This is a genomic window from Amycolatopsis sp. M39 (assembly GCF_001651785.1).
GTDB lineage: Bacteria > Actinomycetota > Actinomycetes > Mycobacteriales > Pseudonocardiaceae > Amycolatopsis > Amycolatopsis rubida.
Genome location: NZ_LWSF01000005.1, coordinates 232,252 through 257,509 on the forward strand (window position 1 = coordinate 232,252; position 25,258 = coordinate 257,509).

Sequence of the window (25,258 nt, forward strand, 5' to 3'; positions counted from 1 at the left end):
TGCTCACCGCGATGAACACTCACGACAGCGCGTCCTGCAGCGCCGCGAGCCCGACCGGGCCGACAGCCAGCGCGTCCTCGTGCCACTGGCGCAACGTGAACCCGGGTTTGGCGGCGGCTTCGGCACGTGCCCGGAGCCACGCGCGTTCGCCGATCTTGTACGAGATCGCCTGGCCCGGCCAGCCGAGGTAGCGCACGATTTCGGCGTGTACCCGGTGTTCGGCGGCCAATCCGCGCTCGTGCAGGAACCGGCACGCGGTGTCGAAGTCCCAGCGGGAACCGTCCGGCAGCGGCAGGTCGAGGTGCGAGCCGAGGTCGATCACGACGCGCGCGGCCCGCAGCGCCGAACCGGCGAGCATGCCGAGTCGCGTGCCGCGTTCGGAGAACCAGCCCAGTTCGTCGGCGAGGCGTTCGGCATACAGCGCCCAGCCTTCCGCGTGGCCGCTCACTGAATGGACGCGTGCGTAGCGGCTCACCGAGTCGCCGGCCAGGCCCGCGACGCCGATCTGCAGATGGTGTCCGGGAACGCCTTCGTGGAACACCGTCGTCAGCTCGGACCAGGTCGCGAAGCGCTCCCGTCCGCCCAGCGGCCACCATGTGCGGCCGGGGCGGGTGCCGTCTTCGGCGGGTCCGGTGTAGTACGGCGAACCCGACGCGGAGCCGTACGCGAGTACGACATCCAAGGCGCGCAACGGTTCCGGGATGTCGAAGTGCTCGCTCGCCGCTTCCAGTGCACGGTCGTGCGCCGCGCGCAGCCAGTCCAAATAGGACTCTTCGCCGTTCACCGCGCATTCTTTGTCCAGCAGCGCAAGGACTTCCGCCACGCTCGCGCCGGGCCGGATTTTCGCGACCTCGGCGGCGATTTCCGTTTCGATGCGCTGAAGTTCCGCCCAGCCCCATTCGTAAGCCTCGGCGAGATCGAGGTCCGCGCCGAGGGAAAGCCGGGCCGCGACGGCGTAGCGTTCCGCGCCGACGCCGTCGGTTTCGGTGGCGTGCGGGGCGTAATCCTCGCGCAGGAACCGGGCGAGCGCCGCGTAGCCGCGATGGGCGGCGTCGGCCCCGGCGCGCAGTTCGCCGGCCCGCGGTCCGTCGCCGTACTCCTCGACGAGGGCATTGTGGACACCGGCGTAGCGTTCGGCCTGAGCCGCCGTCTCCAGCGCCTGCCGCCGGGCCGCGCGCAGACCGCGGTCGAGACCGGCCTGCAGCGTCTTCTGCCAGCCGGCGAGCATCGTTTCGACGCCGGTCATCCGGACCGCGAGGACGTGCCAGTCGTCCGCGTCGCGGCGCGGCAGCAGCCGGACCGAATCGGCGATCGAACTCAGCGTGCCGAAATGTGCCTGGACCTGGCGGAACGGCTCGTCCAGCTCGTGCCAGGCCAGCTGAGCTTCGAGACTGTCCCGCAGATTCGCGGCCGCGATCCGGTCCGTGCGGGACTCGGGGGACAGCCCCGCGAGAGCGGCGAGCGTGCGCCGGGCCAGCTCGGCGCGGGCCGCGAAACCGTCCGGGGTGAGGTCGGTGAGCGCGGTCGCGTCGGTGGTTACGCCGTCCAGGGTCGCGGCGATCGGGTCGAGCGCTGCCTCAGCCGTGACGTGGTCGGCGGACAGCTGAAAAATCGGGGTCACGCAGCCACGTTATCCGGGAGCCGCCACCCGGGCATAGAGACGTTAGCGGGGTGCGGACGCTGGTATAAGAGAATGCCCGCGCCGGTGATCCGGCGCGGGCATCCGCGGGAGAAAAGCCTCAGTCCGTGCCGGATTCCATCGCGGCGCGGTCGAGCAGCTCGACATCGTCGGCCCGGCCGCGGGACGCGATCGCCTCGGCCCCGCCCTCGGGCATCGCGCCGATCAGGCCGGTCGCGGCCGCCTGCGCGGCGCCGATCAGCTTCGGGTGCGAGTTGCCGCCGACCATGCCCAGGCTCGCGTACTGCTCAAGCTTGGCGCGGGAGTCGGCGATGTCGAGGTTCCGCATGGTCAGCTGGCCGATCCGGTCGACCGGGCCGAACGCGGAGTCCTCGGTGCGCTCCATCGACAGCTTGTCCGGGTGGTAGCTGAACGCGGGACCGGACGTGTCGAGGAGCGAGTAGTCCTCGCCGCGCCGCAGCCGCAGCGTGACCTCGCCGGTGATCGCGGTGCCTACCCAGCGCTGCAGCGATTCGCGCAGCATCATCGCCTGCGGATCCAGCCAGCGGCCCTCGTACATCAGCCTGCCGAGCCTGCGGCCTTCGTTGTGGTAGCTGGCGATGGTGTCCTCGTTGTGCACCGCGTTGACCAGCCGCTCGTACGCGGCGTGCAGCAGCGCCATGCCCGGAGCCTCGTAGATGCCGCGGCTCTTGGCCTCGATGATCCGGTTCTCGATCTGGTCGGACATGCCGAGGCCGTGCCGCCCGCCGATCGCGTTGGCCTCCAGCACCAGCTCGACCGAGGTGCCGAACTGCTTGCCGTTGATGCTCACCGGACGGCCCTGTTCGAAGCCGATCGTGACGTCCTCGGCCGCGATCTCGACTTCCGGGTCCCAGAACCGCACGCCCATGATCGGCTCGACGATCTCGATGCCGGTGTCGAGGTGCTCCAGCGATTTCGCCTCGTGCGTGGCGCCCCAGATGTTGGCGTCGGTGGAGTAGGCCTTCTCGGTGCTGTCACGGTAGGGCAGGTCGTGCGCCTGCAGCCACTCCGACATCTCCTTGCGGCCGCCGAGCTCGCCGACGAACGCGGCGTCGAGCCACGGCTTGTAGATCCGCAGGCCCGGGTTGGCCAGCAGGCCGTAGCGGTAGAACCGCTCGATGTCGTTGCCCTTGTAGGTGGAGCCGTCGCCCCAGATCTGGACGTTGTCCTCCAGCATCGCGCGCACCAGCAGGGTGCCGGTGACCGCGCGGCCGAGCGGGGTGGTGTTGAAGTAGGCCCGGCCGCCGGTGCGGATGTGGAAGGCGCCGCAGGTCAGCGCGGCGAGGCCCTCTTCGACGAGGGCTTCCTTGCAGTCGACCAGCCGCGCGAGCTCCGCCCCGTAGGCGTGCGCACGGCCGGGGACGGACGCGATGTCGGGTTCGTCGTACTGGCCGATGTCGGCGGTGTAGGTGCACGGAACCGCACCCTTGTCGCGCATCCACGCCACCGCCACGGACGTGTCGAGGCCGCCGGAGAACGCGATGCCGACCCGCTCGCCGACGGGAAGGGAAGTGAGCACCTTGGACATAAGAATGATTATGCACGACTGTGTATGAACGTGCATCACTGGGTGGTGTGAACTCGCTCTCCCGGCTCCGGTGTGCGGTTCTGTGGAGGCTAGGTAGAGTTAGAGTATGGCGGGACCGAAGATGACGCTTCCGACGCAGCTCGTGCTGTATGTGCTCATGGCGGAGCCGGACCGGGAGAGATACGGCTTGGAGATCTGCTCGGAGGCAGGCCTCGCGAGCGGAACGATTCACCCGATCCTTGCCCGGCTGGAGGGGTGCGGCTGGCTGCGCAGCCGATGGGAGGAGATCGATCCGGCGGTTGAAGGGCGCCCGCGTCGGCGGTACTACCAGCTTGATCCGAATTCGATCGGTCTTGTCCGGGCGGCTTTGCATCGTTCGGCGGCGTCAGCGAAAGCGCTCCGGCAGTTGCGGCCAGGCCTTCTGGGCGGTGCGCAGTGACGAAGCCCGGGAACGTCCAGGTGCCGAAGTGGCCGGATCGGGATCCGGACGTAGAAGTGCATCTGATCGATCCGATCCCGGACCGCTACTCTCGTGACGCCAACGGCATCAGGAAACCCGATCCGACATTGAGCCGCCGCCAGTCGGATATCGTGGCCACAAAGCACGTCGGGCCACAACATCGGGCTGTCGGACCGCTGCGCGAGCCTCCGGCGGGAGGTGTCCGCGCTAAGTCTCCTCGTTGGGTGACAAAGTCGGCGGCGGCGCTGCTGCCGTCTGCGGACCGGCTCAGGTACGAGGAGATCTTCCTTTCAGAACTGGACGACCTGGCGAGATCCGGTGCGTCGACGTCCGCGCAAGTCCTGCACGCGCTACGGGTGTTAGTTCGCGTTCCCAGCCTCAGGCTCGCGTTGCGGGCGGGTCGAAACGGACGCGGGTGAACGATGGAGCGTCGTTCGTCCAGCAATGCGCTTAAGCAGCAAAACTGGCTGATCTGCCTGGTCTCAGACGACCGACGAACTCGAAACGCCATAAGAATCGGACGGCTCGTCGTCATCGCGGGCCTGCTGATGTGTGTGGTTTTCGGGGCAGTGCTGGTGACGATCGCGTTTGTCGCTCCCACCGTGGTTGCTGGCCTCTTCGGCTCTTTGATGGCTGCGATCGGCCTGTGGCGTCGTCGGCGCAAGTGAGGTAGCGCGCTCAGTACGTCCGGCCCTTCCACCCGGTCCGGCGGCGAGCCGAGTCGATCGTCATCAGCATGTACAGCGCCGCGGTGAACGGCAGCAGCAGCCCCGCGGCCAGGGGCTGCCGGTAATACCGGGCCACCGGGACGAACGTCGCCGCCATCACGACCCACGCCGCCGCGGCCTGCCACGCGCCGGTCAGGGCGAGCACCGGCGGGGCGAGGAAGACGGCGATCATGCCCACCACCGTCCCGGACAGCAGCAGTGGCGAGTGCCGCAGCTGGGTATACGCGCTGCGGGCCACCATCTGCCACAGATCCGCGAGCCGCGGGTACGGCCGGACGCTCCGGACATCCTCGGCGTAACCCAGCCAGATCCGGCCTCCCGCGGAAGCGACCGCGCGGGCGAGTGCGACGTCATCGATGACCGCGCCGCGGATCGCCGCGATTCCTCCGGCGCGTTCGAGCGCTTCGCGGCGGACGAGGACGCACCCGCCAGCTGCGGCGGCCGTGCGCCAGCGGGCGGAGTTCACGCGACGGAACGGGTAGAGCATCGCGAAGAAGTAGACGAAAGCGGGCACGATCAGCCGTTCCCAGAAGGTCTCGGTGCGCAGAACGGCCATTTGGGACACCAGGTCCCGGCTGTTGGCCGCGGTGACGAGGGTTTCCAGCGAACCCGGGCCGTGCGCGATGTCGGCATCGGTGAGCAGGAGAAGGTCGACGTCGCCTGCCTCGCGGACGCCGTGCGCGACGGCCCAGAGCTTGCCGGTCCAGCCCTCCGGTGGTTCGCCGGGGCTGGTGACGGTGAGCGGGAGTCCATTGGGGACAGTCAGCGAGCGGGCGATTTCGGCGGTGCCGTCGCTGCTGCCGTCGTCCACGAGGATGACCCGCGCGTCACCCGGATAGCTCTGGCGGAGCAGCGCCGGCAGGGTTTCCGGCAGCAGCGGGGCCTCGTCGCGGGCCGGTACCACGATGGCGGCCGACGGCCAGTCGTCCGGCCGGACCAGTTTGGGGAGGCGCGGGTCGGTGCGCCAGAACCAGCTGTGGCACAACGCGAGCCCGGCCCACGCCGCCAGCGTCGCCCACGCGAGGACCGTGCTCATGCGCGGAGTGTAGTGACGGGAAGCAAACTGACAGGTCGCTCCCAGCGAACTCATAGAAACACGGCTGAGACTGGGTGCTCCCACCACCGGAGAGGACACCCCGGCATGGACCCGCTCATCAGGAGAAGGCAAGAGGAACGGGCGCGCGTCCGGCACCGGACCGCGCTCGTGACGGCGGTCGCGGCAGTGCTCGGAGTCGCGGCGGTCGGCGGCATCGGATACGGGCTGACGGCGGCTGCTTCGTCCACCGAATCGGGCACTTCCAGCCAGGACCAGTTGCAGGCGCCAGCGGAGGATCCCGGCTCCGGCCATGCGCACACTGGATCGGGTGCGTCGTGACCAGGCCGTATTCGGCCGCGTTTCCCGCGCTGGGCACGACGGCGCGAGTGCTTGTCACCGAAGCGGCGGCGCTCGGCCCGGCGACCGCGCTGCTGCGGACTCGGCTGTCCGAATTGGATCGGGCATGCAGCCGTTTCCGGACTGATTCGGAGATTTCGGCCCTCCACCGTGCCTCGGGACGGGAAGTGGAAGTGAGCCCGCTGCTGGCTGACGCGCTGTCGGCGGCATTGCGGGCCGCGTGGCTGAGCGGCGGCCTGGTCGACCCGACGGTCGGCGGATCGCTGACGGCGCTCGGCTACGACCGGGACTTCGCCGAGATCACCGACGGACCCGCCGTGGCACCAGTCCCCGCGCCGGGCTCGCATTGGGTGCTGTTCGAGCCGGCCCGGCGAATCGTCGTGCTGCCGCGCGGCGTCACACTGGACCTCGGCGCGACCGCGAAAGCGTTTGCCGCGGACCAGACCGCCGTCGAAATCGCCCGCCGCACCGGCTGCGGGGTGCTGGTGAACCTCGGCGGCGACCTCGCCGTCGCGGGCCCGGCTCCGGCAGGCGGCTGGCAAGTGGCGATCGGCGACGACCACGCCGACGCGGCAGCCCGCCCCGACACCACAATCGCGCTGACCAGCGGCGGCCTGGCGACGTCCGGGATCGCTCGGCGGACTTGGCGACGCGGCGGCCGCACGGTGCATCACATCGTCGACCCGCGAACCGGCGAACCGGCGGACCCGTGCTGGCGGACGGTGTCGGTGGCGGCGAAGTCCTGTGTGGACGCCAACACCGCGAGCACCGCGTCGGTCGTGCTGGGCTTCGCGGCGCTGGAATGGCTCGGATCTCGGGAAATACCCGCCCGGCTGGTGAGTTCGCGCGGCGCGGTCCGGACGACAGCGGGCTGGCCGGGAGATCGCCGGGAGCGTGCGTCGTGAGTTCCGCGCTCTGGTATTTCAGCCGTGCCACCGGAATCGTCGCGCTGATGTTCTCGACCGCGGTGGTGGTGCTCGGATTCCTTAACTCCGGCCGGTTCGCGACCCGGCGGTGGCCCCGCTTCGCCCTCGCGGACCTGCACCGGAATCTAGCCCTGGCCAGTCTCGTCTTCTTGGCCGCGCACATCGTCTTCGCGGTCGTCGACGGCTATGTGGACCTCAGCTGGCTCGCCGTCGTCGTTCCGTTCGTCTCGGGATACGAGCCGTTCTGGATCGGGATCGGTGCGGTAGCGGTGGATTTGCTGCTCGCCATCGTTGTGACCAGCCTGCTGCGAACCCGCATCCCGCCTCGGTGGTGGCGCGCGGTGCACTGGCTCGCCTACCTGTGCTGGCCCGTTGCTCTCGCCCACAGCGTCGGCCTCATCGCCTCCGATAGCGCGCGCCCGCCGCTCATCGCACTAGATGTCTTGTGCCTCGTTGCCGTCCTGGCCGCTGCGAGCGTGCGGTTCGGCAGTACCCATCCCGACACCGAGGCTCGCTGCCTCTCTCCACTTAGGAGGTGACCGTGCTTCCCCGGCACCGGCAAGACCTTGCCGCCCACCTGTCTGTCCACGGTGGACTACCCGACACCCTGAACCGCGACGCCCTGATCCATCAAATCGACGCCGCCGGTATCCGCGGCCGAGGCGGAGCTGGCTTCCCCTCCGCAGCGAAACTGCGCTCTGTCGCACCGGGACGGTCCATTGTGGTCGCCAACGGGTGCGAGAGCGATCCGTTCAGCAGCAAGGACCGTTTGTTGCTGGAGCTTGCCCCGCACCTAGTCCTGGACGGAATCCAGCTCGCCGCTTACGCCGTCGGGGCAACCGAGGCCTTTCTCTGCCTGCACGAGGTAAATAGCAGGCTCCAAGCCGCTCTGGCCGAACGCCGCGACGCCATCCCGGTCAAACTGGTCGCAGTTCCGCCTAGACACGTCGCCAGCGAGGAAACCGCCCTGGTGCATTTCCTGTCCGCCGGCGATGCCCGCCCGACCGGCAAATTCCCGCGCCCGATCGAACGCGGCCTGCGCGGCCGTCCCACGCTGGTACAGAATGTCGAAACCCTGGCCCGATTCGCGATTGTCGCCAGAATCGGCGCTGACCGCTACCGCTCTGTCCACACTGACCTGGTCACCGTCACCGGTGCCGTGACCCGCCCCGGCGTCCTGGAGGTTCCCGCAGACACCCCGGTCGCCACGATTCTCGCCCGCGTCGGTGGATCCGTTACCGCACAAGCAGTCCTGATCGGCGGCTACGGTGGCACCTGGATGCCGCGCTCGCTGGCCGATCCCTTGCCGCTCGGGCGTGAACCGGGCTTGTCCTCGCTGTACCTGCTCCCGGAACCGAACTGCGGCCTCGGACTGACCGCGAACATCCTTTCCGGACTGGCCGCCGAATCAGCCCGCCAATGTGGACCGTGCATGTTCGGACTTCCCGCCGTCGCCGCCGATTTCGCCGAGTTGCTGACCGGTCGCGACTCAACAGGCCGCCTCGCTCGCCGCCTCCCGCTCCTCAGCGGACGCGGTGCGTGCGCCCACCCGGACGGCGCGGTCCGCCTTGCGGCGAGCGCCCTGCGAGTCTTCGCGGCCGACGTCCGGGCGCACTTGGCGGCTGGCTCGTGCCGAGTCACGGCGGGTGCCGCATGAACCGCCTGACGGTCGACCCGATCGCTTGCCGCGCACACGGTTTGTGCGCGGACATCCTACCGGAACTGATCACTGTGGACGAATGGGGCTACCCGGTGGTACGCGGGGGAACGGTGCCTGAGCCACTGCTGGCGGAAGCCCGGCGGGCGGCTGCGGCTTGTCCGGCGCTGGCGTTGCGGCTACGGAAATCGCGGTGATCACAACGCCAGCTCCGGATTCAGTGGCGAATCAGCACCGCCACCATGCCGAAATCGCTCCGGCGGCTACCGTGAACCACGGGGCATAGTCGGCAAAGGCCGCAACTAGATGGAACAACGAAATCTCCTAATGGGGAGGTCGGTCAGACGTCTACGCGAAACGTGGACGTCGTAGGGCGCAAGCTATCGCTACATCCGTGCGGCCGGTGAATCGGACCTACTTAGAGTACCTGTCTGCAAGTGGCAATAGCTCGCCCGGGGATACTCTCGCACGGGCGGTAGGTTCTTCCAGTAGCAAAGAGTAGTTCACCCATTCGTGATTGAGGACCGCCGCGGCGCAGGCATGGCGACCGTCCTCTCGCCGTCCCTTGCCGGTGGAATCACGTGTGCGTCACGGGCCACCGCCAGCCGTTCTTCGACGCGGTTAGCCTTGGCGTCCTTCCCGCGGCCCCGGTAAAAGGCCGCTGCGCGACTCCAGGCGGCAACAGCGTCTTCGCGATTCCCTCGTGAGTACAGAATCTCGGCGAATGCCTCCAACGCCCGTGCCTGGCCGGTCGCGTTGTGGGCCCGAGCGGCCAGCTCGACGGCTTCCTGCGACAACCGCAGCGCGGCCCGGTCGTCGCGCTCGGCCGCGGCGAGGCGCGCTTGCACGGTGCGCAGCCGCATCGTGGCGGTGAGGTCGCCGGCGATCTGGGCTTGCGCCAGGTGGCAATGCCGGTGGGCGACCGCGAATTGTTCCTCTCGAAGGTGGAGTTCGGCGAGTGTCGTGTAGGTCGTGGCTTGACCGGCGGTGTCTCCGGTGAGCGCGCGCAGATGGAGCGCGCGGTGATAGTGCGGGAGCGCGCGTTCGTACTGGTCGAGTTCGGCCAGGGTTTCGCCGAGATACTGCTCCGCCTTCGCCTCGCGAACCGGGTCGCCGTTGCGCTGTGCGTGCGTGATGCAGCGTCGGAAGAGCGCGATCGCTTCCGCGAAGCGACCGGTTTGCCGGTACAGCCGGGCAAAGTTGATGGTGACTGTCAAGACCCCGATGGGCGATCCGTCGTTCGTGGCGAGTTCCAGTGCTTGGTTCAGCGTGTGCCCGGCTGTTTTGTAGTTGCTGAGGATGAGGTTGAGTTCGCCGAGGTCATTCAGAGTCGATGCCTCTGCATGAGAGTCCTTGTTCTCTCGCGCGGCCCGCGCGGCGATGGCCAAGCCACCACTCATCTCGTCGTAAAAGCCGTACTTTGCCAGGGTATCCGCAATGAGATGCGGCATCATGCACGCTATTTCGAAATGACGGTGCTGCTCCGCGAGGTCTGCGAGGGCGGCGAGATTCGTTCGTTCGCGCAAGAACCATTGCGTTGCCGCGTTGGAGGTCGTGAACCGCGTCGGGCGGATGCCGGGTTCCGGGTCAAGTCTCGGCGGGCGGTCGCGGTGCGGATGCGCCATTCGGTGCGCGTTGTCCGCGGTGCAGTAGTAATGCGACAGCAAGCGCCGCAAGGGCCGCGGGTCGTAGTCCTGATCGCTCAGCGTCTGGGCGTAGCGGTGGAAGATCGAGACGATTCGGTAGCGATCGGTGTCGCCGGGCTGGTCGACCAGGTGCAGGCCGACCAAGGTCTCCAGCGCGCGCCGGGTTTCCGCGGCGGGCCGCCCGGCCGCGGACAGCAGGGTGTCGAGGTGGATTTCCGCGCCGGGATGAAGGCCGAAGAGCCGGAAAACGGCCTGGCTCGGTGGTTCGAGCAGCTGGTACGACGACGAGAACGCGGCGCGCAGGCTTTGGTCGTCGCCGTCGTCGCCGATGCTCAGCAGCAGTTCCGGATCGCGCAGCTGGTCGAGCATCGTGGCGAGGCTCAGCCCCGGACGGCGTGCAGCGCTCTCGGCGACGAGGGTGAGCGCGAGCGGCAGGCCGTCGCAGAGATGCGCGATCCGGCGTGCCGCGTCGGGTTCCCGTTCTCCGCGGCCTCGCAAGCGCCGGGCCAGCAGTTCCAGGGAATCGCGGTCGTCGAGGCGATCGAGGCTGAGCGCGGCGAGTTCGTGCCGCCGGACCAGTGCGCTGAGGCGACGGCGCGAGGTCACGATCACCGCGCATTCGGACAGCACGTTCAGGAGCTGGTCCACGTGGTCGGAGTTCGCGGCGTCGTCAAGGATCACCAGCACGGAGCGGCCGGCCAGTTGCTGCCGCAGTACGGCAGCTCTCGCCGCCGCGCCCAGCACGTGGTCGACCGGGTAGTCGAGGTCTTGGAGCAGGCGATCGACCACGTCCGGGGGTTCGAGCCGCGGGGCGGGCCCGAAGCCGTGCAGATCGAGGTAGATCGTGCCGTCCGGGAACGAGTTCGCGGTCTGGTGCGCCCAGTGGACCGCGAGGCTGGTCTTCCCGATCCCGGGCGGACCGCTGAGCACGACGGCGGGCGACCGGGTCGGCGAGTCCGGCCGGAGCCAGTGGTCCAGCGTTTCCAGTGCACCGGTGCGGCTGATGAATCCGCGGAGGTCGCGGGGGAGCGGGTGGGATGGCGGCGCGGCTCGCACCGGAGCGGGGGCAGCGGGGGCGGGCGGGTTCTCGTAGCGGTCCCGGATTTCGCCGTGGAAGGCGTTCAGCATGACCTTGGCGGTGTCGTCGGCGTCGTCGAGGAACCGGCGGTTGGCGTCGAGGAAGTGGGCCTGGGCCTGTTGGGGCTGCCCGAGCGCGTAGTAGATCTGGATCTGCAGCTTGACGAACGCCAGGCGGCTGGCGTGCTCGGGTGCCAGTTCCTGCATCCAGCCCGCGGCCTCGTCGGGGCGGCCGAGTGCGAGCAATTGACTCGTCAGCAGGTGGCGCGCGGGAAGCAACATGGACTTTACTTTGTCCTCCCGCCAGTTGTCCGCGCGTTCGGTGCGGAGGCCCGCCAGCGGCTCGTCGCGCCACAGGGAAAGCGCGGACGCGGCTGATTCGTACGCCGTTTCATGATCGGCCAAATCCGCTGCCTCGTGCGCCTTTTGCATTCTTTTCCGAAAAACGGCCAGATCCACCTGGCTCCCGTCGAGATCGACGAGATAGCCGTCTCCGGAGCGGGCGATCGAAGCGGGCAAGTCCGCTTCGGAGAGGCTTTCGCGCAGCCGGTGGACCGCTTTGTGCAGTGCGTGGTGCGGGTTTCCTGGCAGGTCGTCGTCCCAGGCCCAGGCGAGGAGAGCGTCCCGGGAAAAGCGCTGGCCCGGCCGGGTGAGCAGGATTCCGAGAATATTCCGGGTTTGCGGCGTTCCCGACTGCTCATTCATCTTCCCGTGCATCCGCACCGCAGTCTGCCCGAGAATTCCGTAGGCGAAGTCCATTCGACGTCCTCCCTCGTCGATTGCCCAGTTTCGCATTGATCCGGTGAATCGGCGACCGCTTCGGGATAACGATCATCGGAGGATTTGTCTTGTCCGGTTCCGGTCCGCTTTGTGTCCAGTCGCGGGAAGCCTCCGGTCAGGACCGGATCGCAGGCTCGGCTCGTCGGCTTCTGGAGAAGAGGGGATGAAGATGGCGCACGACGTATGGGTACGCGGTCCGATCGGTCTCGACGCTGCTTCGCGGGTGACGAGGCCGGGCTGCCGCACGGTGCTGGCGATGGTTCCGACCGTGACGATCGGGACGCGGCTGGTTGAGCTGATCTCGCTGCTCGAGCAGGATCTTCGGGTACAGGTGATGTTCACCGTGCCGCACAGCGTCGATCGGTGGGCTGGGGCGGAAGAGTACGTGCGGGGGAAGCACGGTCTGCTGCTCCCCTGGGAACAGGCGGTGGCACACCGGTTCGATCTGGTGCTGGCCGCGTCTGACCAGCAGATCGACCAGGTGCGGGGGCCGCTGCTGTTGATCGGGCACGGGGTCGGGCGGATACCGGGGCGTCGCTTCAGCAGGCAGGCGGGCGGGGCGACCGTCGAGACGACCGCGATCGACCGGCAGTCGCTCACGTTTCGCGGGCGGGTGCTTCCCTCGGTGCTGGGCCTCGGCACCGACGCCGAGGTCGAGGTGCTGCGCGACCGGTGCCCGGAGGCGGTGCCCGCGGCGGTCGTGGCCGGAGACATCTGCCTGGACGGGATGCGGGCGGCGAGCGGGCTGCGCGAGCAGTACCGGCGGGCGCTGGGCGTCGGTTCGCGACGGCTGGTGGTCTTGAGTTCGACCTGGTTCACTGACTCGGCGTTCGGCCGGGTGCCGACGATGTACGAGGCGATCGTGGCCGCGCTTCCGCGAGACCGCTACGCGGTGGCGGCGGTGTTGCACCCGAATATTTGGGCGGTGCACGGGCGGCGCCAGGTCACGGCGTGGCTCGGCCGGTGCCAGGAAGCGGGGCTGCGGGTGATCCCGCCCGAACAGGGGTGGCAGGCGACGATGATCGCGGCCGACTGGGTGATCGGCGACCACGGTTCGACCACCGGATACGCGGCCGCCATGGGAAGGCCGGTGACGCTCGCGTCGCTGCCGGACGGGCGACCGCAAACCGGGAGCGTCGCGGACGTCGTGCGAGCACACGCGAAACCGCTCGATCCGGACCAGCCGCTCGAACGCCAGGAGGAAGCCGCGATCGCCGCCGCCCCGAGGCTCGCCGCGGCGGTGCTGCCGGTCGTCAGCACGAGGCTCGACTGTTCGGCGGGGATTTTGCGGTCGGCGATGTACCGGCTGCTGGAGTTGTCCGAACCGAACACGCTGGCGTATCCGCCGTCGCCGGCGGTTCCCCTGCCGTTGCCCGGGCGGGACGCATGACCGCCGGGATCGCGCGAGTCCGGCTCGCGCTGCCCGGGCGCCGCGGGATGCCGGTGCTGGTCGCGGACGTCGGTCTGGCCGGACCCCGGTCGGCGGTCAGCGCGGATGTCGTGGTCCGGTCCAGCGCTCGGGCCGCGACTGCCGGCGAGGCCGATGACCTGATCGCGGAGTGGCCCGGTGCGATCGCCGCGGCAGTGCGCTGGCCCGGCGGAGCGGTGTGGTCAGTGCGGCGGCTCGGCGGAGTCCCCGCTGAGGAGACGCGCTTGCTCGAGACGGCGCTCGGCGCTTGCCTCGTCGCCGTGGCCGCGTTCGAGCCCGGCGAGCGCGGTGAGGACCTCGGCCTGGAAATGGGGTGACTGAAGCCGTTCCACTCCCTCAAGCGCGCTCACCAGCTCCGCGCGCGCCTGGTGATAGTCGCCGCGACGGGCGTGAATCGCGGCGAGCGAGACGACAGTGCGCGCGAGCTGGCTGGCGTCGCCCACTTCCTCCATGAAGGCGGCGGCCTCGGTCAGCTCGCGCACCGCGTCGTCCTCGCGGCCCAAGGTCGCCAGCAGGTCACCGCGACGGCGCCGGGCCATCGCGACTCCGCGCGGCCGGTCGATTTCGGCATGCTTCTCGGCGCTGCGCTCGTACAGGTCCAGCGCGGCTTCGAGATCGCCGCGGGCGCGGGCGTCCCTGGCCATTCGGGAAAGCGCGGTGGCCTGGGTCGGCCCGTGCTGCTCCCGCTCGCCGATTTCGAGTGCGGCGGCGTGGTGGGCGGCGGCCTCTTCGAAACGCTGCAACCGCTCGTGCACGTAACCGATCTGACTGTGCATCCGGGCTTCCACCAGCGGCAGCTGACAGCGCCGAGCGGCCGCGAGACCGGCCGTGCACAGCTTGAGGAACGGTTCGTAATCCCGGTGGTGCAGGAAAAATCCCCAGGACGCTTCGGCGAGCTGCCACAGTTCCTCGTCCCAGCCGTGGGCCGAGGCGGCGTTCGCGACGGCGTTGATGACCGGGCGGTCCCGCCGCCACCAGCGCACCGCCTGGTCCCGGTCGGCGAAAGATCCGGTCGCCGCGACGGTTTCGGCGGCGAAGTTCGGCCGGAAAGGGTGAATGAGCGTGCTCGCGGCGACGGTTTGGTCGCGGTACCAACGGGTGTAGCGGTGTAGGAGATAGTCGCGGTCGGCTTCGGCGTCCTGGCGTTCCGAGCGCACCCGGGCGTCGTGGCGGACGACGTCGTGCTGGGCCACGGTTTCGTCCTCCAATTCGTGGAGGAGGTTGGCTTCGATCAGTTCGTCGACGGCGTCGTCAAGGTGGGCTGGCGAACTCTGGAGGGTGTCGGCGAGTGCGTCGACGGCGTGGTGCGGTCCGGGGAGGATGCCGCAGGTTCGGTAGAGCCGGGCCGCCGAATCGTCCAGCGCGGCGTACGAGGCGTCGAAAACTGTTGCGAGATCAGTGAAATCGCCGAAGCGCCGGGTGCGTCCGCGCCGGGCTTCCTGGTGTGGGTTGCGTTTTGGCCGGACGCGCAGCCTCGCGCCGGTGATGGTGAGGGCCAGCGGGAGACCGGCGCAGTCGGACAGCAGGTTTTCCGCGTCCTCCTTGCTGATCTGCCGCTCCCCGGAGCGGCGCGCGAGCACCTCGCGGGCCGGTTTGTCCGGAAGCGGTTCCAGCGGAAGGATTTCCGCGCCGTCCAGGGTGAGGCTGGTCAGCTGGGATCGGCTCGTGACGAGCACGAAAGCGTTCGGGCTGGACGGCAGCACGGCGCGGGCGTCGGCGCTGCGCCGGACGTCGTCGAGCAGCACGGCGAACCGGCGATCAGTAGTCACCGCACGGAATTCGGCGGCCCGCTGGGCGAGCGAGGCGGGGACGTCGTCGGCCGGAATGCCGAGTGCGGTAAGGAAACCGTGCAGCGCACCGCTCGCGGATTCCGCGGTTTCGCTGTCCTCGGAGGAAAATCTCGTGCAGAGGATGCCGTCGGGGAACCTGGTGCGATGGGCGTGCAGCCAGTGCAGGGCCAGCGCCGTTTTGCCGATCCCGCCGACGCCGGTGAGCACGACGACGGACGGGGCGGGGTCGGACCGGAGCCGGATTTCGTCCAGCCGGGCCAGTTCCGGGGTGCGGCCGAGCAGTACCGGCGGTGCGGGTGGAAGCTGGACCGGCGCCCGCACTGGTCTGCTGGACGTCGCCGCCGCCCCTGGCCGTGCTTCAGACATTCCACACCCCCGTTATTCCTCCCTACCGGCTCGGGGCGACAAAAGAAATAAAACGAGGCACGGGTCACCCGAGCAAGGGATTAGTGACGCTGGGTATCGCCGGTACTGCGCCGATCGAGCGCGTTCTGCCCGCCATGTGGGCGTATGGCGACCTTTTCCCGCAGCAGCAAGCGACGGATGGTTCCGTATGAAGCCTTGTGCGCGTTCGCGATCCGCTGAATGGTTTCTCCGGATTCGTACTCCCGGACTATTCGCGGAACGTCGAGTTCGCGGCGCACCCCCTGCCGGATTTCCGGCAGGACGGCGCCTTCCTGTCGCAGCAGCCGCCCGGTCCAGCTCAGCGACAGCCCGTGCTCCCGGGCGATCTCGGTGATCGACGCACCGGCCCGCCACGATGCGAGCATCCGGCGATTCCGCTCGACCCGATTCGCGCGTGCCTCGTCCGGCGTGTCCATGCAAGCGCTCCCGCGGCTAGCCCTTGTTGTGCACGACCCTCCATTATCAGCCTCGCGGGTGTGGAATGTGAACCTGCGAACGTGGTGCATGCGCGGAGATTGTTTGTTATCAAATGGTTACACAAGTGCGCAAAAGGTGGATTGAATAGAAGGAATAGTCCGCCGATTTCTTCCGAAATCGTCGTGGCGGGACAGTGCGAGGTGCGATATCACCCGATCCGGTCCGTCAATGCGGAACCCAGAGTGTTACCCGGGTCCCGTGCCCAGGAGCGGATTCCACCCGCCCGGTGCCGCCTACCTCGGCCAGCCGGGCTTCGATCGACTGCCGGATGCCGAACCCCGGCCCCCGTTCGCGCACGTCGAAGCCGCGGCCCTGGTCGCGCGCGACCACCGCCGTCCCGCCGTCGCGTTCCTCCACCCGGAGCACGACCCGGCTCGTCCCGGCGTGTTTCACCGTATTGCGCAGTGCTTCCCGCACCGCTTCGCACATCGCGGTGCGCCGGTCAGCGGAAAGGCGGTCGTCGTCGGCGAAGTCGGCGGCGACGAGCTGGGTGCGCAGACCTTCGCGGGCCATTTCGGCGGCGACGTCGGCCAGTTCGACCACGAAGCCGCGTCCCGTGCGCGGTTCGATCGGCTCGGTGATGCTCCGGCGGAGTTCGGCCGCCTCGGCGTGCGCGACCGAGCGCAGCTGGGCCAGCCGTTCGGCGGCGTGGTCGGCGTCGTCGGCCGGGGCGATCGCGAGCGCTTCCAGGGTCTGCAGCACGCTGTCGTGCAGCAGCCGCTGGGTGCGCCTGCGTTCGGCCTCCTGACCGCGGCGCAGGCCGATGTCGAGGGCGAAGCGGGTGCCGACGCCCAGCAGCACCAGGATTCCGCACGCCACCACGACCGACACCGCCAGCGCGACCAGGCAGCCGATCGACCGGTTGATCGCGAGCGGATTGTCCAGCCGCAGCCCGCCCGCCACGGTCAGCAGGACGCGTACCGGGACCGCCGCGGCGAGCAGCAGCAACGCCGCGGGCAACCCGGACGTCCCGGCCCACATCGCGACGGAGCCGACGAGCCACGTCCAGGTGACGTCGATCGCGAATGGCTGGACTGCGTCCGGCGCGAGCACCGCGATCAGCAGGTTCAGCACGAGGCCCGCGCCGAGGTCCGCGGTGAGCACCCGCCGCGTGCGTCGCGCGGGCAGGCCGCCGGAGCGCAGCAGCCACCACAGGAACCCGGCGTTCGCCGCGACGCCCAGCGCGGCCGCGGGCAGCACCGGAACCAGTCCGGCACCGCCGTTGGCCGCGGCGAACCCGATGAACACCTTCACGAACGCGGCGATCCGGTAGGCGATGGGCACGACGACCCAGTACCGCGCGGCGCGGGCGAGCGTCGCGTCGCCGACCGCGCCGAGGTCCTCCCCGGCGTCCGGCCGTTCCGGCGGGCTGCCGCGATGCAGCAGCGTCCGCACGAATTCCTGGCGTGGTACGGCAAAACCCGGTACGGGCATCGTCCCTCCCCGTGTCTCCGGCGAGGATATTCGATTGGTGCAGTCCAGCGTGGAAACGCCGGGTCACGCTCTGGACATGGTTAACCGCCAGAGGGCCGTCCGCTCCCGGGAACGCTGTGCGTGCAACGGATCGGCACTGTCCGTGGCGCGCCGGTGCCGTGGCGTGGTTTCGCGACGTCCGGCGACTTCGAGCCCGGCGGCCGCGATCCGGGCGAGCAGGTCGGCCCTGGTCCGCAGGCCGAGGTGTTCGGCGAGGTCCGACAGGATCAGCCAGCCTTCGCCGTGCGGCGTCAGATGCCCGGGCAGGCCGTCGAGGAAGCGGTTCAGCATGGCGGACGAGGCGTCGTAGATCCCGAGTTCCAGTGCCGACGCCGGGTTTCCGGGCAGCCAGGGCGGATTGCAGACGACCAGATCGGCCCGCTGTTCGGCGGGCCAGAGGTCGGTTTCGAGGACCCGGACCCGATCGGACAGGCCGAGTCGCCGCAGGTTGTCCCGTGCGCAGCGAACGGCGCGCGGGTTGAGGTCGGTCGCCAGCACTTCGGCGGCACCGCGCCGGGCGAGGATGGCGGCGAGCACGCCGGTACCGGTGCCGATATCGAAAACGACCGGAGAACCGTTGCCTGGTAATGGCTCCTGTGCGACGAGGTCGAGGTATTCGCTGCGGGTCGGCGCGAACACGCTGTACGCCGGATAAAGCCGAGCGCCCAAAGCCTTGATAGCTATGCCTTTCTGGTGCCATTGATATGCGCTCAGGGCACCGAGCAGCTCACGCAACGAGAGCAGCGTGCCGGGCAAACCGCCGAACGCGTGCTCGCAGGCGGCTTGGATGTCCGGGGCTCGGCGGAGCTGAAGCGAATGGTCGCCGTCCACCACGACCAGGACTTTTCCGAGCAGCGTCGCACGTTCCGCACGAGCGGAGCGCACTTTGGCGAAAGATCCCGAAGGTCGCGGGAGCCGGCGGTCCATGGCGCGCACGAGCTGTCGCGCGTGGGGGAAATCGCCGCGCCACAGCATTCCGGTGCCCGCGCGGGCGAAGCGCAGTGCGGCGGCAGCGGTCAGCCGGTCATCGACGACGACAATGCGGCCCGGCGGCGGAGTTCCGTTTTCGGAATGCCAGCGGGCAGTGTGGGTGGTTCCGTTTTCGGTCCACGTGACGGTGGACATGAATGCTCCCGGGAAGGGTCGAAGGGCCAGGCAGCCGTCGACGCTTCGCGGAGAGCAGGCGAGGATTCCCGCCGATCAAGGCAGCGGCGAACCCGCGTGCTCCCGCGAAACGCGGGAGCGGCGGTCGCCGAGAACCATGCCCATGAGCACGGCACATCACATCCTTCGCGAAACTCAGTGGTGGGTCGTTCCGGTGCTGTGGCCCTTGGTCGCGATGAGGTAGACGATCACCGCGATCACGATCAGCGCCAGCACTGCCGCGACGGCGATCTTGACCTTGCTCCACGGACGCTGGCCGTGGATCTCGCCGGTGCGGCCGTTGACGAGGATCTGCCAGTTCTTCCCGGCATACACGTAGGTCGCGACCCACACCGGCAGCAGCATCAGCTTGAAGGTGACGTTGTTGTGCTGCGTGTCGACCGAATTCAGCCGCTGCGTGTCGCCGCCGATGTCGTACTTGCAGTCGTCGGCGATGACCGGGGCCATCCGGTTCTTCGCCTCTTCGAAGCCGTTCTCCGGTTCGACGTCGTACCGCAGCGCGAAGTGCCCGGAGAGGTACTGCGGCTGGTACGGTGCGGAATCGAGCAGCGGCCACGGCGCGAGCTTGTCCAGCTCCGGCAACGGCAGCTGGGTGCTCGCCGGCACCAGGACGTCGTCGAAGTTCCGCGCGACCTGCCCGCGCGCCGGATACCAGCGGGTATGGCGCACTTGGCGCGTCTTGCGCTCGCCGTTGTCGTAGTAGGTCTCGGTGACGTAGTAGTACTCGCCGCGCGCACCGGTGTACACCGACACGGTCTGCGAGTCATACGTCCAGTGCGGGATGTACGTGCTCTTCGTGGACTCCGCCGTGGTGACCTTCTTCAGCGCGGTTGGTGCGAACCAGCGCGAAGAGGTCCACTTCTTCAGATGCGTGCTCACGGCGGGACGGTCGAACGCGAACGGCAGCACGCCTTCGGGCACCAGCTGTCCGGACGCGCCCGGGTCAATCACCAGCGGCGCGCCGCAGAACTGGCACATGCTGGCGGTCTCGTTCGTTTCCGTCCTCGCCGCGCACCGCTGGCACACGAAGACGTACTTGCCGATCGACCCCACCGGCTTGCGCGCGAGGTTCGCCAGCTCCGCGAACGGGATCTCGCGGATCTGCCGTTCCCCGGCGGCGATCTCCTGCCGGAACCCGCAGTACGGGCACTGCATGGCCGTCGTGCCCGGCGCGAACTCCAGCCGTGCGCCGCACCCGCCGCACGGATAAGTCGTGTTGGCCACGCCTTCCTGCTGGAAGCGCGGGTCAGTCATGGGTCCCCCAGAAGGTTGACGCGGCTCAGGACGGCGGCAGCGGCGGCGGGGCCGCGCCGAACAGCGCCGCGACCTCCGGCACCTGCGCGGCCGGGGTCCACTGCGCCATGCCCGCCTTCCACACCAGAGTGTCCTGCGCGAGCGTGCCCGAGGAGATCTGCTGGCCGAGGCCCGCGCGGTCGAACGGGCCGAGCTGCTGGCCGTTCGCGCCGATGAACCACTGCTCGCTCTGCGGCAGCGGCGGCGGCATCTGCGGCGGGGCCTGCTGCTGGTACTGCGGCTGCGGCGGGGCCTGCTGGTACTGCTGCGGGGCGGGCTGCTGCTGCGGTCCGGCCGCGCGCTGGCCGAGCGCCATGCCGAGGCCGATGCCCAGCCCCTCGCCCGCGCCGCCCTGGTTGCCCGCGGCCGCCTCGATCGCGTTCGCGGACTGGAACTTCGTGTACTGGTCGAGGTCGCCGACCACGCCCATCTGGGTCCGCTTGTCCATCGCGGCCTCGACCTCGGGCGGAACCGAGATGTTCTCGATCATGAACTTCGAGATCTCGATGCCGACCTCGCGCAGTTCGAGGTTCAGCGCGTTCGCGATCTTGCCCGCGATCTGGTCCTGCTGGGTGACCAGGTCGAGCATCGGCACCTGGGCCGCCGCGATCGCGGGCCCGAGCTTGCTGATGACCATGCTGCGCAGGTAGTCCGACACCTCTTCGGTGCGGAACTGCGGATCGGTGCCCGCCAGTTCCTTCAGCAGCGCGACCGGCTCGACCACGCGGACCGCGTAGCCGCCGAACGCGCGCAGCCGGACCATGCCGAACTCCGCGTCGCGCAGGATGACCGGGTTCTGCGTGCCCCACTTGAGGTCGGTGAACTGCCGGGTGTTGACGAAGTACACCTCGGCCTTGAACGGCGAGTTGAAGCCGTACTTCCAGCCCTTGAGGGTGGACATGATCGGCATGTTCTGCGTCTGCAGCGTGTACATGCCGGGCGGATAGGCGTCGGCGACCTGGCCCTCGTTGACGAACACCGCGGCCTGCGATTCGCGGACGGTGAGCTTGGCGCCCATCTTGATCTCGTTGTCGTAGCGCGGGAAGCGCCACACGATGGTGTCCCGGCTGTCGTCGGTCCACTCGATGATGTCGATGAACTCGCCGCGGATCTTGTCGAAGATGCCCACGTCTGACCCCTCGTCGCGTTGCCTCGTGCCCGCGGGCCACAGTACAGTGCGCGGCTCGCGCCGGATCACTCCGGCGTGGCCGTCTCCGGCCAAAAGTCCTGCATGTGCGGTACGCCACCGGGTGAGCAGGATCGCCACCGAACTCCTCGCCGGCGTCAGGCAAGCGCTGGTTCCGGTGCCGCCGGCCCAGCCGTAGCGGCCCGGGACCTGCCACGACCGCGCCGCCGGAGCCCAGGCCCTGGCCTTCGAGGAAGACCGGGCTGGCCGCGAGCAGCTCGCGGCTGGTTTTCTGCCGAGCGGTAGTAGCGAGCGAACCGGTCGCGTTGGGCGGCGGGGACCCCGGACGCGCGGGCGATCAGGATGCCTTGCAGGTCGGCGCAGGTGTCATACAGCCAGGACTCGCCGGGCTGGTGCGGCAGCGGGATGCGGGCCAGCCGGGCGAGCCACCCGCCGGGTTCCGGGCGCAGCCGGGCCTCGCGGCCGCCGGTCTGCACCGTGAACAGCTCCTGGACCTGCGGAAGGGAGAAGTCCGAGGGGAAGCCGTAACCGGCGCGGAAGGTCAGCAGGTCGCGGACGGTGATCGGCCGTGCGGCGGACACGTCGTCGACCGGGTTCCGCGGCGTCCGCACGACCATCGGGGCGGCCAGTTCGGCGATCGGAGTGTCCAGGCCGAACCGGCCGTCCTCGACCGGCATCAGCACGGCCAGCCATGGTGATCGGCTTGGTGCTGGAGACGGGCTGGAAGACGGAGTCGCGGGCCATCGGCGCGGTGCTCCCGACGTCGAGCTGTCCGATCGCGGTGACCTGGACGTCGTCGCGGTGAGCGACAAGGGGCCACCGCGCCCGGGATGAATCCGGAACCGACATGGCGGCGCGGGACCTCGTGCCGCATCGATCGTTCCCTTCGCGGCGGATGTTCCGCGGGGGTGGTCGTTGCCGGAGCCTTCCGCCGGACATCCGCCCGGCGCGGATCACTCGCATGGAGTAGCACGGTGGCCGGGTCCGATGTGGAGGACTTGCCCGGTCCAGTTTTCGCGCAGCCGCCGGTCGTGCGTGGCGGCCACGATCGCGCCCGGGCTGGTGCCGAGGGCGTCCTCCAGTTCGTCGCACAGGGTGGGGGAAAGGTGGTTGGTCGGCTCGTCGAGCAGCAGCAGGTGCGGCGGGTCGGCGATGAGCAGTGCGAGCGCGAGGCGGCGGCGTTGTCCGACGGACAGTTCGCCGACCGGTCGGGAAGCTTCGCGATTTGTCAGCAGCCCCAACGAGTTCAGCGGTACCGCCGCGACGCGTTCTGGACCCAGCTTCGCGAGGTAGGTGGCGCGCGCGGTCCGTTGTGGCCGGACGAAAGCGGTGTCCTGGCTGAGGATTCCGGTGGTTGTGCCAGGGTGGCGGGTGACGCCCGCCGCGTCGAGTTCTCCGGAGAGGAGGAGAAGCAGCGTTGACTTGCCCGCGCCGTTCGGGCCGGTGACCAGCAGCCGGGTGTTCGGCCGGATCTCCAGGCGGTCCAGGGAAAGCCTCTCCGGAAGGCGCACATTGTCCAGCGTGGCAAGGGTTTCCCGCGGGTTTTCGACCGCCAGTGCTCGCGGGCGGAACCGCAGCGGCGGCGGTGGCGCGGGAAGCTGGGCGCGTTCCCGCTCGTCCAGCCGTCGAGCGGTGGCCCGGGCCCGGCGCGAGATCTGGTTCTGCACCCGGCCGGACCTGCGGCCGAGGCCCATTTTCTCGTTGTCCGGCGCGAGCCGGCCGGGCGCGACCCGATGCGTGGTGACGCCGAGCGCGTCGCGCAGTTCCTCCAGTTCTTCCTGCTCCTCAAGGTACTGCCGTTCCCAGCGCTCGCGTTCGGCGCGTTTCCAGCTGAGGTACTCGGTGTAGGTGCCGCCGTGGCGTACCGGGCCGTCCGGAGCCGGGTCGAGGTCGAGGATGTCGGTGCACGCCGCGTCGAGGAACGCCCGGTCGTGACTGGCGAACACCACGGCGCCGGGCAGTTCGCGCAGTTGCGCTTCGAGGAACGCGGCGGCTTCGGCGTCGAGGTGGTTGGTGGGTTCGTCGAGCAGCACCGCAGACGGACGGCGTACCAGCAGGTCCGCCAGCGCGAGCCGGCCGCGCTGACCACCGGAAAGCGAGCCGAGCGTGCGCTCCCGCTCGATCTCGGCGAGCCCGAGCCCGGTGAGCACGATCTCCGCGCGCCGGTCCGCGTCCCACGCCTCGTGTTGTTGTGCCAGGTCGAGCAATTCGGCGTACTCGGTCAGGAGCGCGGCCTCTTCGGGCGCCTCGGCGAGCAGCGCCGCGACCCGGTCGAGCTCGGCCAGCGCTTCGCGGGCCGCGGCGAGGGCTTGATCGAGGACGCCGGCGACCGTCTCGGCCGGATCGAACGGCATCTCCTGGTGCAGGAAGCCAAGATCCGGCGGCCGCTCGACCTCGCCGCGATCCGGCGCGTCCACCCCCGCGAGCACTCGCAACAGCGTCGTTTTCCCGGTGCCGTTCTCGCCGATCACCCCGATCCGGCGGCCGGGGGCGGCGGTGACCGACACTCCGTCGAGCACGCGCCGTTCCCCGAGCACCCGCACGATCTCGTGCGCGCGCAGGACGGTCATTCCGTGCTCCCGGCCGTTTCCCGGAGCTGCCCGTTCTCCAGCCGCAGCCAGCGGTCGACGCCGATCTCGGCCAGGAACCGCTCGTCGTGGCTGACCACCACGAACGCGCCCTGGTAGGCGTTGAGCGCGCTTTCCAGCTGGCCGGCGCTGACCAGGTCGAGGTTGTTCGTCGGTTCGTCGAGCAGCAGCAGCTGCGGGGCGGGCTCGGCGAACAGGACGCACGCGAGCGTCGCGCGCAGCCGTTCCCCGCCGGACAGCACCCCGACCGGCAGATGCGCCCGCGCGCCGCGGAACAGGAAGCGTGCCAACAGATTCATCCGGTCCGCGGGCAGCATTTCCGGCGCGGCGTCAGCGAGATTCTCCGCGACTGTCCGTTCGGCATCCAGCAAATCAAGCCGCTGCGACAGATACGCAATGCGCCCGTCCACCCGGCTGATCTCGCCCGCGTCCGGGGCGAGGCCGCCGTGCGTCAGCCGCAGCAACGTCGACTTGCCCGCGCCGTTCGGCCCGGTAAGCGCAATTCTTTCCGGACCCCGGACAGACAGGTCCGCACCCTCGCCCGCGAACAGCCCGCGCACTCGGAGATGCTTGCCGTCAAACAACGTCCGCCCAGCCGGAACCGCCGTTTTCGGCAGCTCCAGACTGATCTTCTGATCCTCCCGCAACGACCGTTCGGCCTGGTCGAGCTTGGCCTTCGCCGCACTGACCCGCGCCGAATGCGTACCGTCCGCCTTCGCCGCGGACTCCTGCGCGTTGCGCTTCATCGTGCCCGCGAAAATCTTCGGCAGACCAGCGCTGGACAGAGTGCGCTTCGCGTTGCTCGCTCGTTTGTCCGCGCGTTCCCGGGCTTGCTGCATTTCGCGCTTCTCGCGTTTGACCTCGTGCTCGGCGTTGCGGATATTCTTTTCCGCGACCTCGCGTTCGGCCCGCACGGCTTGTTCGTATTCAGTGAAATTGCCGCCGTAGAACCGGATTTCGCCCGCGCCGAGCTCGGCGATCCGGTCCATCCGGTCGAGCAGCGCACGGTCGTGGCTCACCACGAGCAGGCAGCCGGACCAGTCGGAAAGCAGGTCGTAAAGCTGCTGGCGGGCGGCGTGATCGAGGTTGTTGGTGGGTTCGTCGAGCAGCAGGACGTCCGGGCTGCGCAGCAGTTGCGCGGCGAGGCCGAGCGAGACGACCTGTCCGCCGCTGAGCGTGCCGAGCAGCCGGTCGAGGGCGAGATCGCCAAGCCCGAGCCGGTCCAGCTGCGCCCGGGTGCGGTCCTCGATGTCCCAGTCCGCGCCGATGGCGGTGAAGTGCTCCTCGGCCGCGTCGCCTCCCTCGACGGCCGTGATGGCCTTGAGGATCGCGTCGATGCCCAGCACCTCAGCGACCGTGCGATCCGCGGTGAGCGGCAGGTCCTGCGGGAGATACCCGAGCACCCCGTCGGCGGTGACGCTGCCCGCGGCCGGTGTGAGCTGCCCGGCGATGAGCTTCAGGAGAGTGGACTTCCCGGCCCCGTTGGGCGCGACGAGCCCGGTGCGGCCTGCCGGGAAGGTGGCGGAGAGCTGGTCGAAGACGAGGGTGTCGTCGGGCCAGGAGAAGGAGATCCCGGACAGGACGATACGAAGATCGGACATGGTGCGGCCTCGCGGTGGATCGGCAGGGCGGTGTCC

At 69.3% G+C, this 25,258-nt stretch carries 21 protein-coding genes; 8 read left to right on the plus strand and 13 right to left on the minus strand.

Going from position 1 to position 25,258, the window contains the following annotated elements; all coding sequences use genetic code 11:
• Window positions 1-19: 19 nt before the first annotated feature.
• Both A4R44_RS15560 and argG read right to left on the minus strand, forming a co-directional pair.
• On the minus strand, window positions 20-1,621 hold the full coding sequence (locus A4R44_RS15560) for a DUF885 domain-containing protein (RefSeq protein WP_067580586.1): 1,602 nt from the start codon (window positions 1,619-1,621) through the stop codon (window positions 20-22).
• Window positions 1,622-1,739: 118 nt separating this feature from the next.
• Window positions 1,740-3,188 carry an argininosuccinate synthase gene (gene argG, locus A4R44_RS15565; protein WP_067580588.1) on the minus strand — a complete coding sequence of 483 codons (1,449 nt, stop codon included), beginning with the start codon at window positions 3,186-3,188 and terminating at the stop codon, window positions 1,740-1,742.
• 106 nt (window positions 3,189-3,294) lie between these two features.
• Here argG and A4R44_RS15570 point away from each other — a divergent pair, with 106 nt between their 5' ends.
• Both A4R44_RS15570 and A4R44_RS47925 read left to right on the plus strand, forming a co-directional pair.
• Complete coding sequence (locus A4R44_RS15570) at window positions 3,295-3,627, plus strand: PadR family transcriptional regulator (RefSeq protein WP_232791619.1); 333 nt, start codon at window positions 3,295-3,297, stop codon at window positions 3,625-3,627.
• Window positions 3,628-4,070: 443 nt separating this feature from the next.
• Window positions 4,071-4,316, plus strand: coding sequence for a hypothetical protein (locus tag A4R44_RS47925; RefSeq protein WP_157904880.1), 246 nt, complete (start codon window positions 4,071-4,073; stop codon window positions 4,314-4,316).
• A gap of 10 nt (window positions 4,317-4,326) precedes the next feature.
• On the opposite strand, the gene A4R44_RS15575 is transcribed toward A4R44_RS47925, so the two are convergent.
• A complete protein-coding gene (locus A4R44_RS15575; RefSeq protein ID WP_067580590.1) occupies window positions 4,327-5,412 on the minus strand; it encodes a glycosyltransferase in 1,086 nt (361 codons plus the stop codon).
• 105 nt (window positions 5,413-5,517) lie between these two features.
• Between A4R44_RS15575 and A4R44_RS15580 the strand changes: the two genes are divergently transcribed.
• From A4R44_RS15580 to A4R44_RS45655, 5 genes are read left to right on the plus strand one after another with little or no spacing between them, the layout of a single operon-like run.
• Window positions 5,518-5,751 (plus strand): hypothetical protein, encoded by a 234-nt coding sequence (locus A4R44_RS15580; protein WP_067580594.1) that lies wholly within the window; start codon window positions 5,518-5,520, stop codon window positions 5,749-5,751.
• Window positions 5,748-6,674 (plus strand): FAD:protein FMN transferase, encoded by a 927-nt coding sequence (locus A4R44_RS15585; protein ID WP_067580596.1) that lies wholly within the window; start codon window positions 5,748-5,750, stop codon window positions 6,672-6,674. The genes A4R44_RS15580 and A4R44_RS15585 overlap by 4 nt, the downstream gene beginning before the upstream one ends.
• Complete coding sequence (locus tag A4R44_RS15590; protein ID WP_067580597.1) at window positions 6,671-7,234, plus strand: ferric reductase-like transmembrane domain-containing protein; 564 nt, start codon at window positions 6,671-6,673, stop codon at window positions 7,232-7,234. The genes A4R44_RS15585 and A4R44_RS15590 overlap by 4 nt, the downstream gene beginning before the upstream one ends.
• 2 nt (window positions 7,235-7,236) lie before the next feature.
• Window positions 7,237-8,352: an NADH-ubiquinone oxidoreductase-F iron-sulfur binding region domain-containing protein gene (locus A4R44_RS15595; RefSeq protein WP_095213403.1), complete on the plus strand. Its 1,116-nt coding sequence runs from the start codon at window positions 7,237-7,239 to the stop codon at window positions 8,350-8,352.
• A complete protein-coding gene (locus A4R44_RS45655; RefSeq protein WP_095213363.1) occupies window positions 8,349-8,549 on the plus strand; it encodes a ferredoxin in 201 nt (66 codons plus the stop codon). The genes A4R44_RS15595 and A4R44_RS45655 overlap by 4 nt, the downstream gene beginning before the upstream one ends.
• 306 nt (window positions 8,550-8,855) lie before the next feature.
• Here the strand turns inward: A4R44_RS45655 and A4R44_RS15600 are convergent, their stop codons facing one another.
• Complete coding sequence (locus A4R44_RS15600; protein ID WP_067580603.1) at window positions 8,856-11,834, minus strand: tetratricopeptide repeat protein; 2,979 nt, start codon at window positions 11,832-11,834, stop codon at window positions 8,856-8,858.
• Between the two features lie 184 nt (window positions 11,835-12,018).
• On the opposite strand from A4R44_RS15600, the gene A4R44_RS15605 reads away from it, so the two are divergent.
• Window positions 12,019-13,245, plus strand: a complete 1,227-nt coding sequence (locus tag A4R44_RS15605; protein WP_232791620.1) for a hypothetical protein — start codon at window positions 12,019-12,021, stop codon at window positions 13,243-13,245.
• A gap of 221 nt (window positions 13,246-13,466) precedes the next feature.
• Here A4R44_RS15605 and A4R44_RS15610 read toward each other — a convergent pair whose 3' ends face one another.
• From A4R44_RS15610 to A4R44_RS15650, 9 genes are all read right to left on the minus strand, one after another.
• Complete coding sequence (locus A4R44_RS15610) at window positions 13,467-15,440, minus strand: tetratricopeptide repeat protein (protein WP_067580605.1); 1,974 nt, start codon at window positions 15,438-15,440, stop codon at window positions 13,467-13,469.
• Between the two features lie 80 nt (window positions 15,441-15,520).
• Window positions 15,521-15,895: a hypothetical protein gene (locus A4R44_RS15615; RefSeq protein WP_067580608.1), complete on the minus strand. Its 375-nt coding sequence runs from the start codon at window positions 15,893-15,895 to the stop codon at window positions 15,521-15,523.
• A gap of 226 nt (window positions 15,896-16,121) precedes the next feature.
• Complete coding sequence (locus A4R44_RS15620) at window positions 16,122-17,390, minus strand: ATP-binding protein (protein ID WP_067580610.1); 1,269 nt, start codon at window positions 17,388-17,390, stop codon at window positions 16,122-16,124.
• 63 nt (window positions 17,391-17,453) lie between these two features.
• A complete protein-coding gene (locus A4R44_RS15625; protein ID WP_067580612.1) occupies window positions 17,454-18,554 on the minus strand; it encodes a class I SAM-dependent methyltransferase in 1,101 nt (366 codons plus the stop codon).
• A 174-nt stretch (window positions 18,555-18,728) separates the two neighbouring features.
• Window positions 18,729-19,847: a hypothetical protein gene (locus tag A4R44_RS15630; RefSeq protein WP_067580614.1), complete on the minus strand. Its 1,119-nt coding sequence runs from the start codon at window positions 19,845-19,847 to the stop codon at window positions 18,729-18,731.
• 25 nt (window positions 19,848-19,872) lie between these two features.
• Entirely contained in the window at window positions 19,873-21,015 is a 1,143-nt protein-coding gene (locus tag A4R44_RS15635; RefSeq protein ID WP_067580617.1) for an SPFH domain-containing protein, read from the minus strand.
• Between the two features lie 155 nt (window positions 21,016-21,170).
• Window positions 21,171-21,710 carry a serine hydrolase domain-containing protein gene (locus A4R44_RS15640; protein WP_232791641.1) on the minus strand — a complete coding sequence of 180 codons (540 nt, stop codon included), beginning with the start codon at window positions 21,708-21,710 and terminating at the stop codon, window positions 21,171-21,173.
• Window positions 21,711-21,986: 276 nt separating this feature from the next.
• Complete coding sequence (locus A4R44_RS15645) at window positions 21,987-23,603, minus strand: ABC-F family ATP-binding cassette domain-containing protein (RefSeq protein ID WP_067580620.1); 1,617 nt, start codon at window positions 23,601-23,603, stop codon at window positions 21,987-21,989.
• Window positions 23,600-25,222: an ABC-F family ATP-binding cassette domain-containing protein gene (locus tag A4R44_RS15650; protein ID WP_067580621.1), complete on the minus strand. Its 1,623-nt coding sequence runs from the start codon at window positions 25,220-25,222 to the stop codon at window positions 23,600-23,602. Before A4R44_RS15650 ends, A4R44_RS15645 begins: the two co-directional genes overlap by 4 nt.
• Window positions 25,223-25,258: the final 36 nt, after the last annotated feature.

Coding starts and splice junctions, on each gene's coding strand:
- A4R44_RS47925 (WP_157904880.1), top strand. CDS start 4,071: ATGGAGCGTCGTTCGTCCAGCAATGCGCTTAAGCAGCAAAACTGGCTG.
- A4R44_RS15605 (WP_232791620.1), top strand. CDS start 12,019: ATGAAGATGGCGCACGACGTATGGGTACGCGGTCCGATCGGTCTCGAC.
- A4R44_RS45655 (WP_095213363.1), top strand. CDS start 8,349: ATGAACCGCCTGACGGTCGACCCGATCGCTTGCCGCGCACACGGTTTG.
- argG (WP_067580588.1), bottom strand. CDS start 3,188: ATGTCCAAGGTGCTCACTTCCCTTCCCGTCGGCGAGCGGGTCGGCATC.
- A4R44_RS15610 (WP_067580605.1), bottom strand. CDS start 15,440: ATGTCTGAAGCACGGCCAGGGGCGGCGGCGACGTCCAGCAGACCAGTG.
- A4R44_RS15600 (WP_067580603.1), bottom strand. CDS start 11,834: ATGGACTTCGCCTACGGAATTCTCGGGCAGACTGCGGTGCGGATGCAC.
- A4R44_RS15630 (WP_067580614.1), bottom strand. CDS start 19,847: ATGACTGACCCGCGCTTCCAGCAGGAAGGCGTGGCCAACACGACTTAT.
- A4R44_RS15570 (WP_232791619.1), top strand. CDS start 3,295: ATGGCGGGACCGAAGATGACGCTTCCGACGCAGCTCGTGCTGTATGTG.
- A4R44_RS15645 (WP_067580620.1), bottom strand. CDS start 23,603: ATGACCGTCCTGCGCGCGCACGAGATCGTGCGGGTGCTCGGGGAACGG.
- A4R44_RS15650 (WP_067580621.1), bottom strand. CDS start 25,222: ATGTCCGATCTTCGTATCGTCCTGTCCGGGATCTCCTTCTCCTGGCCC.
- A4R44_RS15575 (WP_067580590.1), bottom strand. CDS start 5,412: ATGAGCACGGTCCTCGCGTGGGCGACGCTGGCGGCGTGGGCCGGGCTC.
- A4R44_RS15625 (WP_067580612.1), bottom strand. CDS start 18,554: ATGTCCACCGTCACGTGGACCGAAAACGGAACCACCCACACTGCCCGC.
- A4R44_RS15580 (WP_067580594.1), top strand. CDS start 5,518: ATGGACCCGCTCATCAGGAGAAGGCAAGAGGAACGGGCGCGCGTCCGG.
- A4R44_RS15615 (WP_067580608.1), bottom strand. CDS start 15,895: ATGGACACGCCGGACGAGGCACGCGCGAATCGGGTCGAGCGGAATCGC.
- A4R44_RS15640 (WP_232791641.1), bottom strand. CDS start 21,710: ATGCCGGTCGAGGACGGCCGGTTCGGCCTGGACACTCCGATCGCCGAA.
- A4R44_RS15620 (WP_067580610.1), bottom strand. CDS start 17,390: ATGCCCGTACCGGGTTTTGCCGTACCACGCCAGGAATTCGTGCGGACG.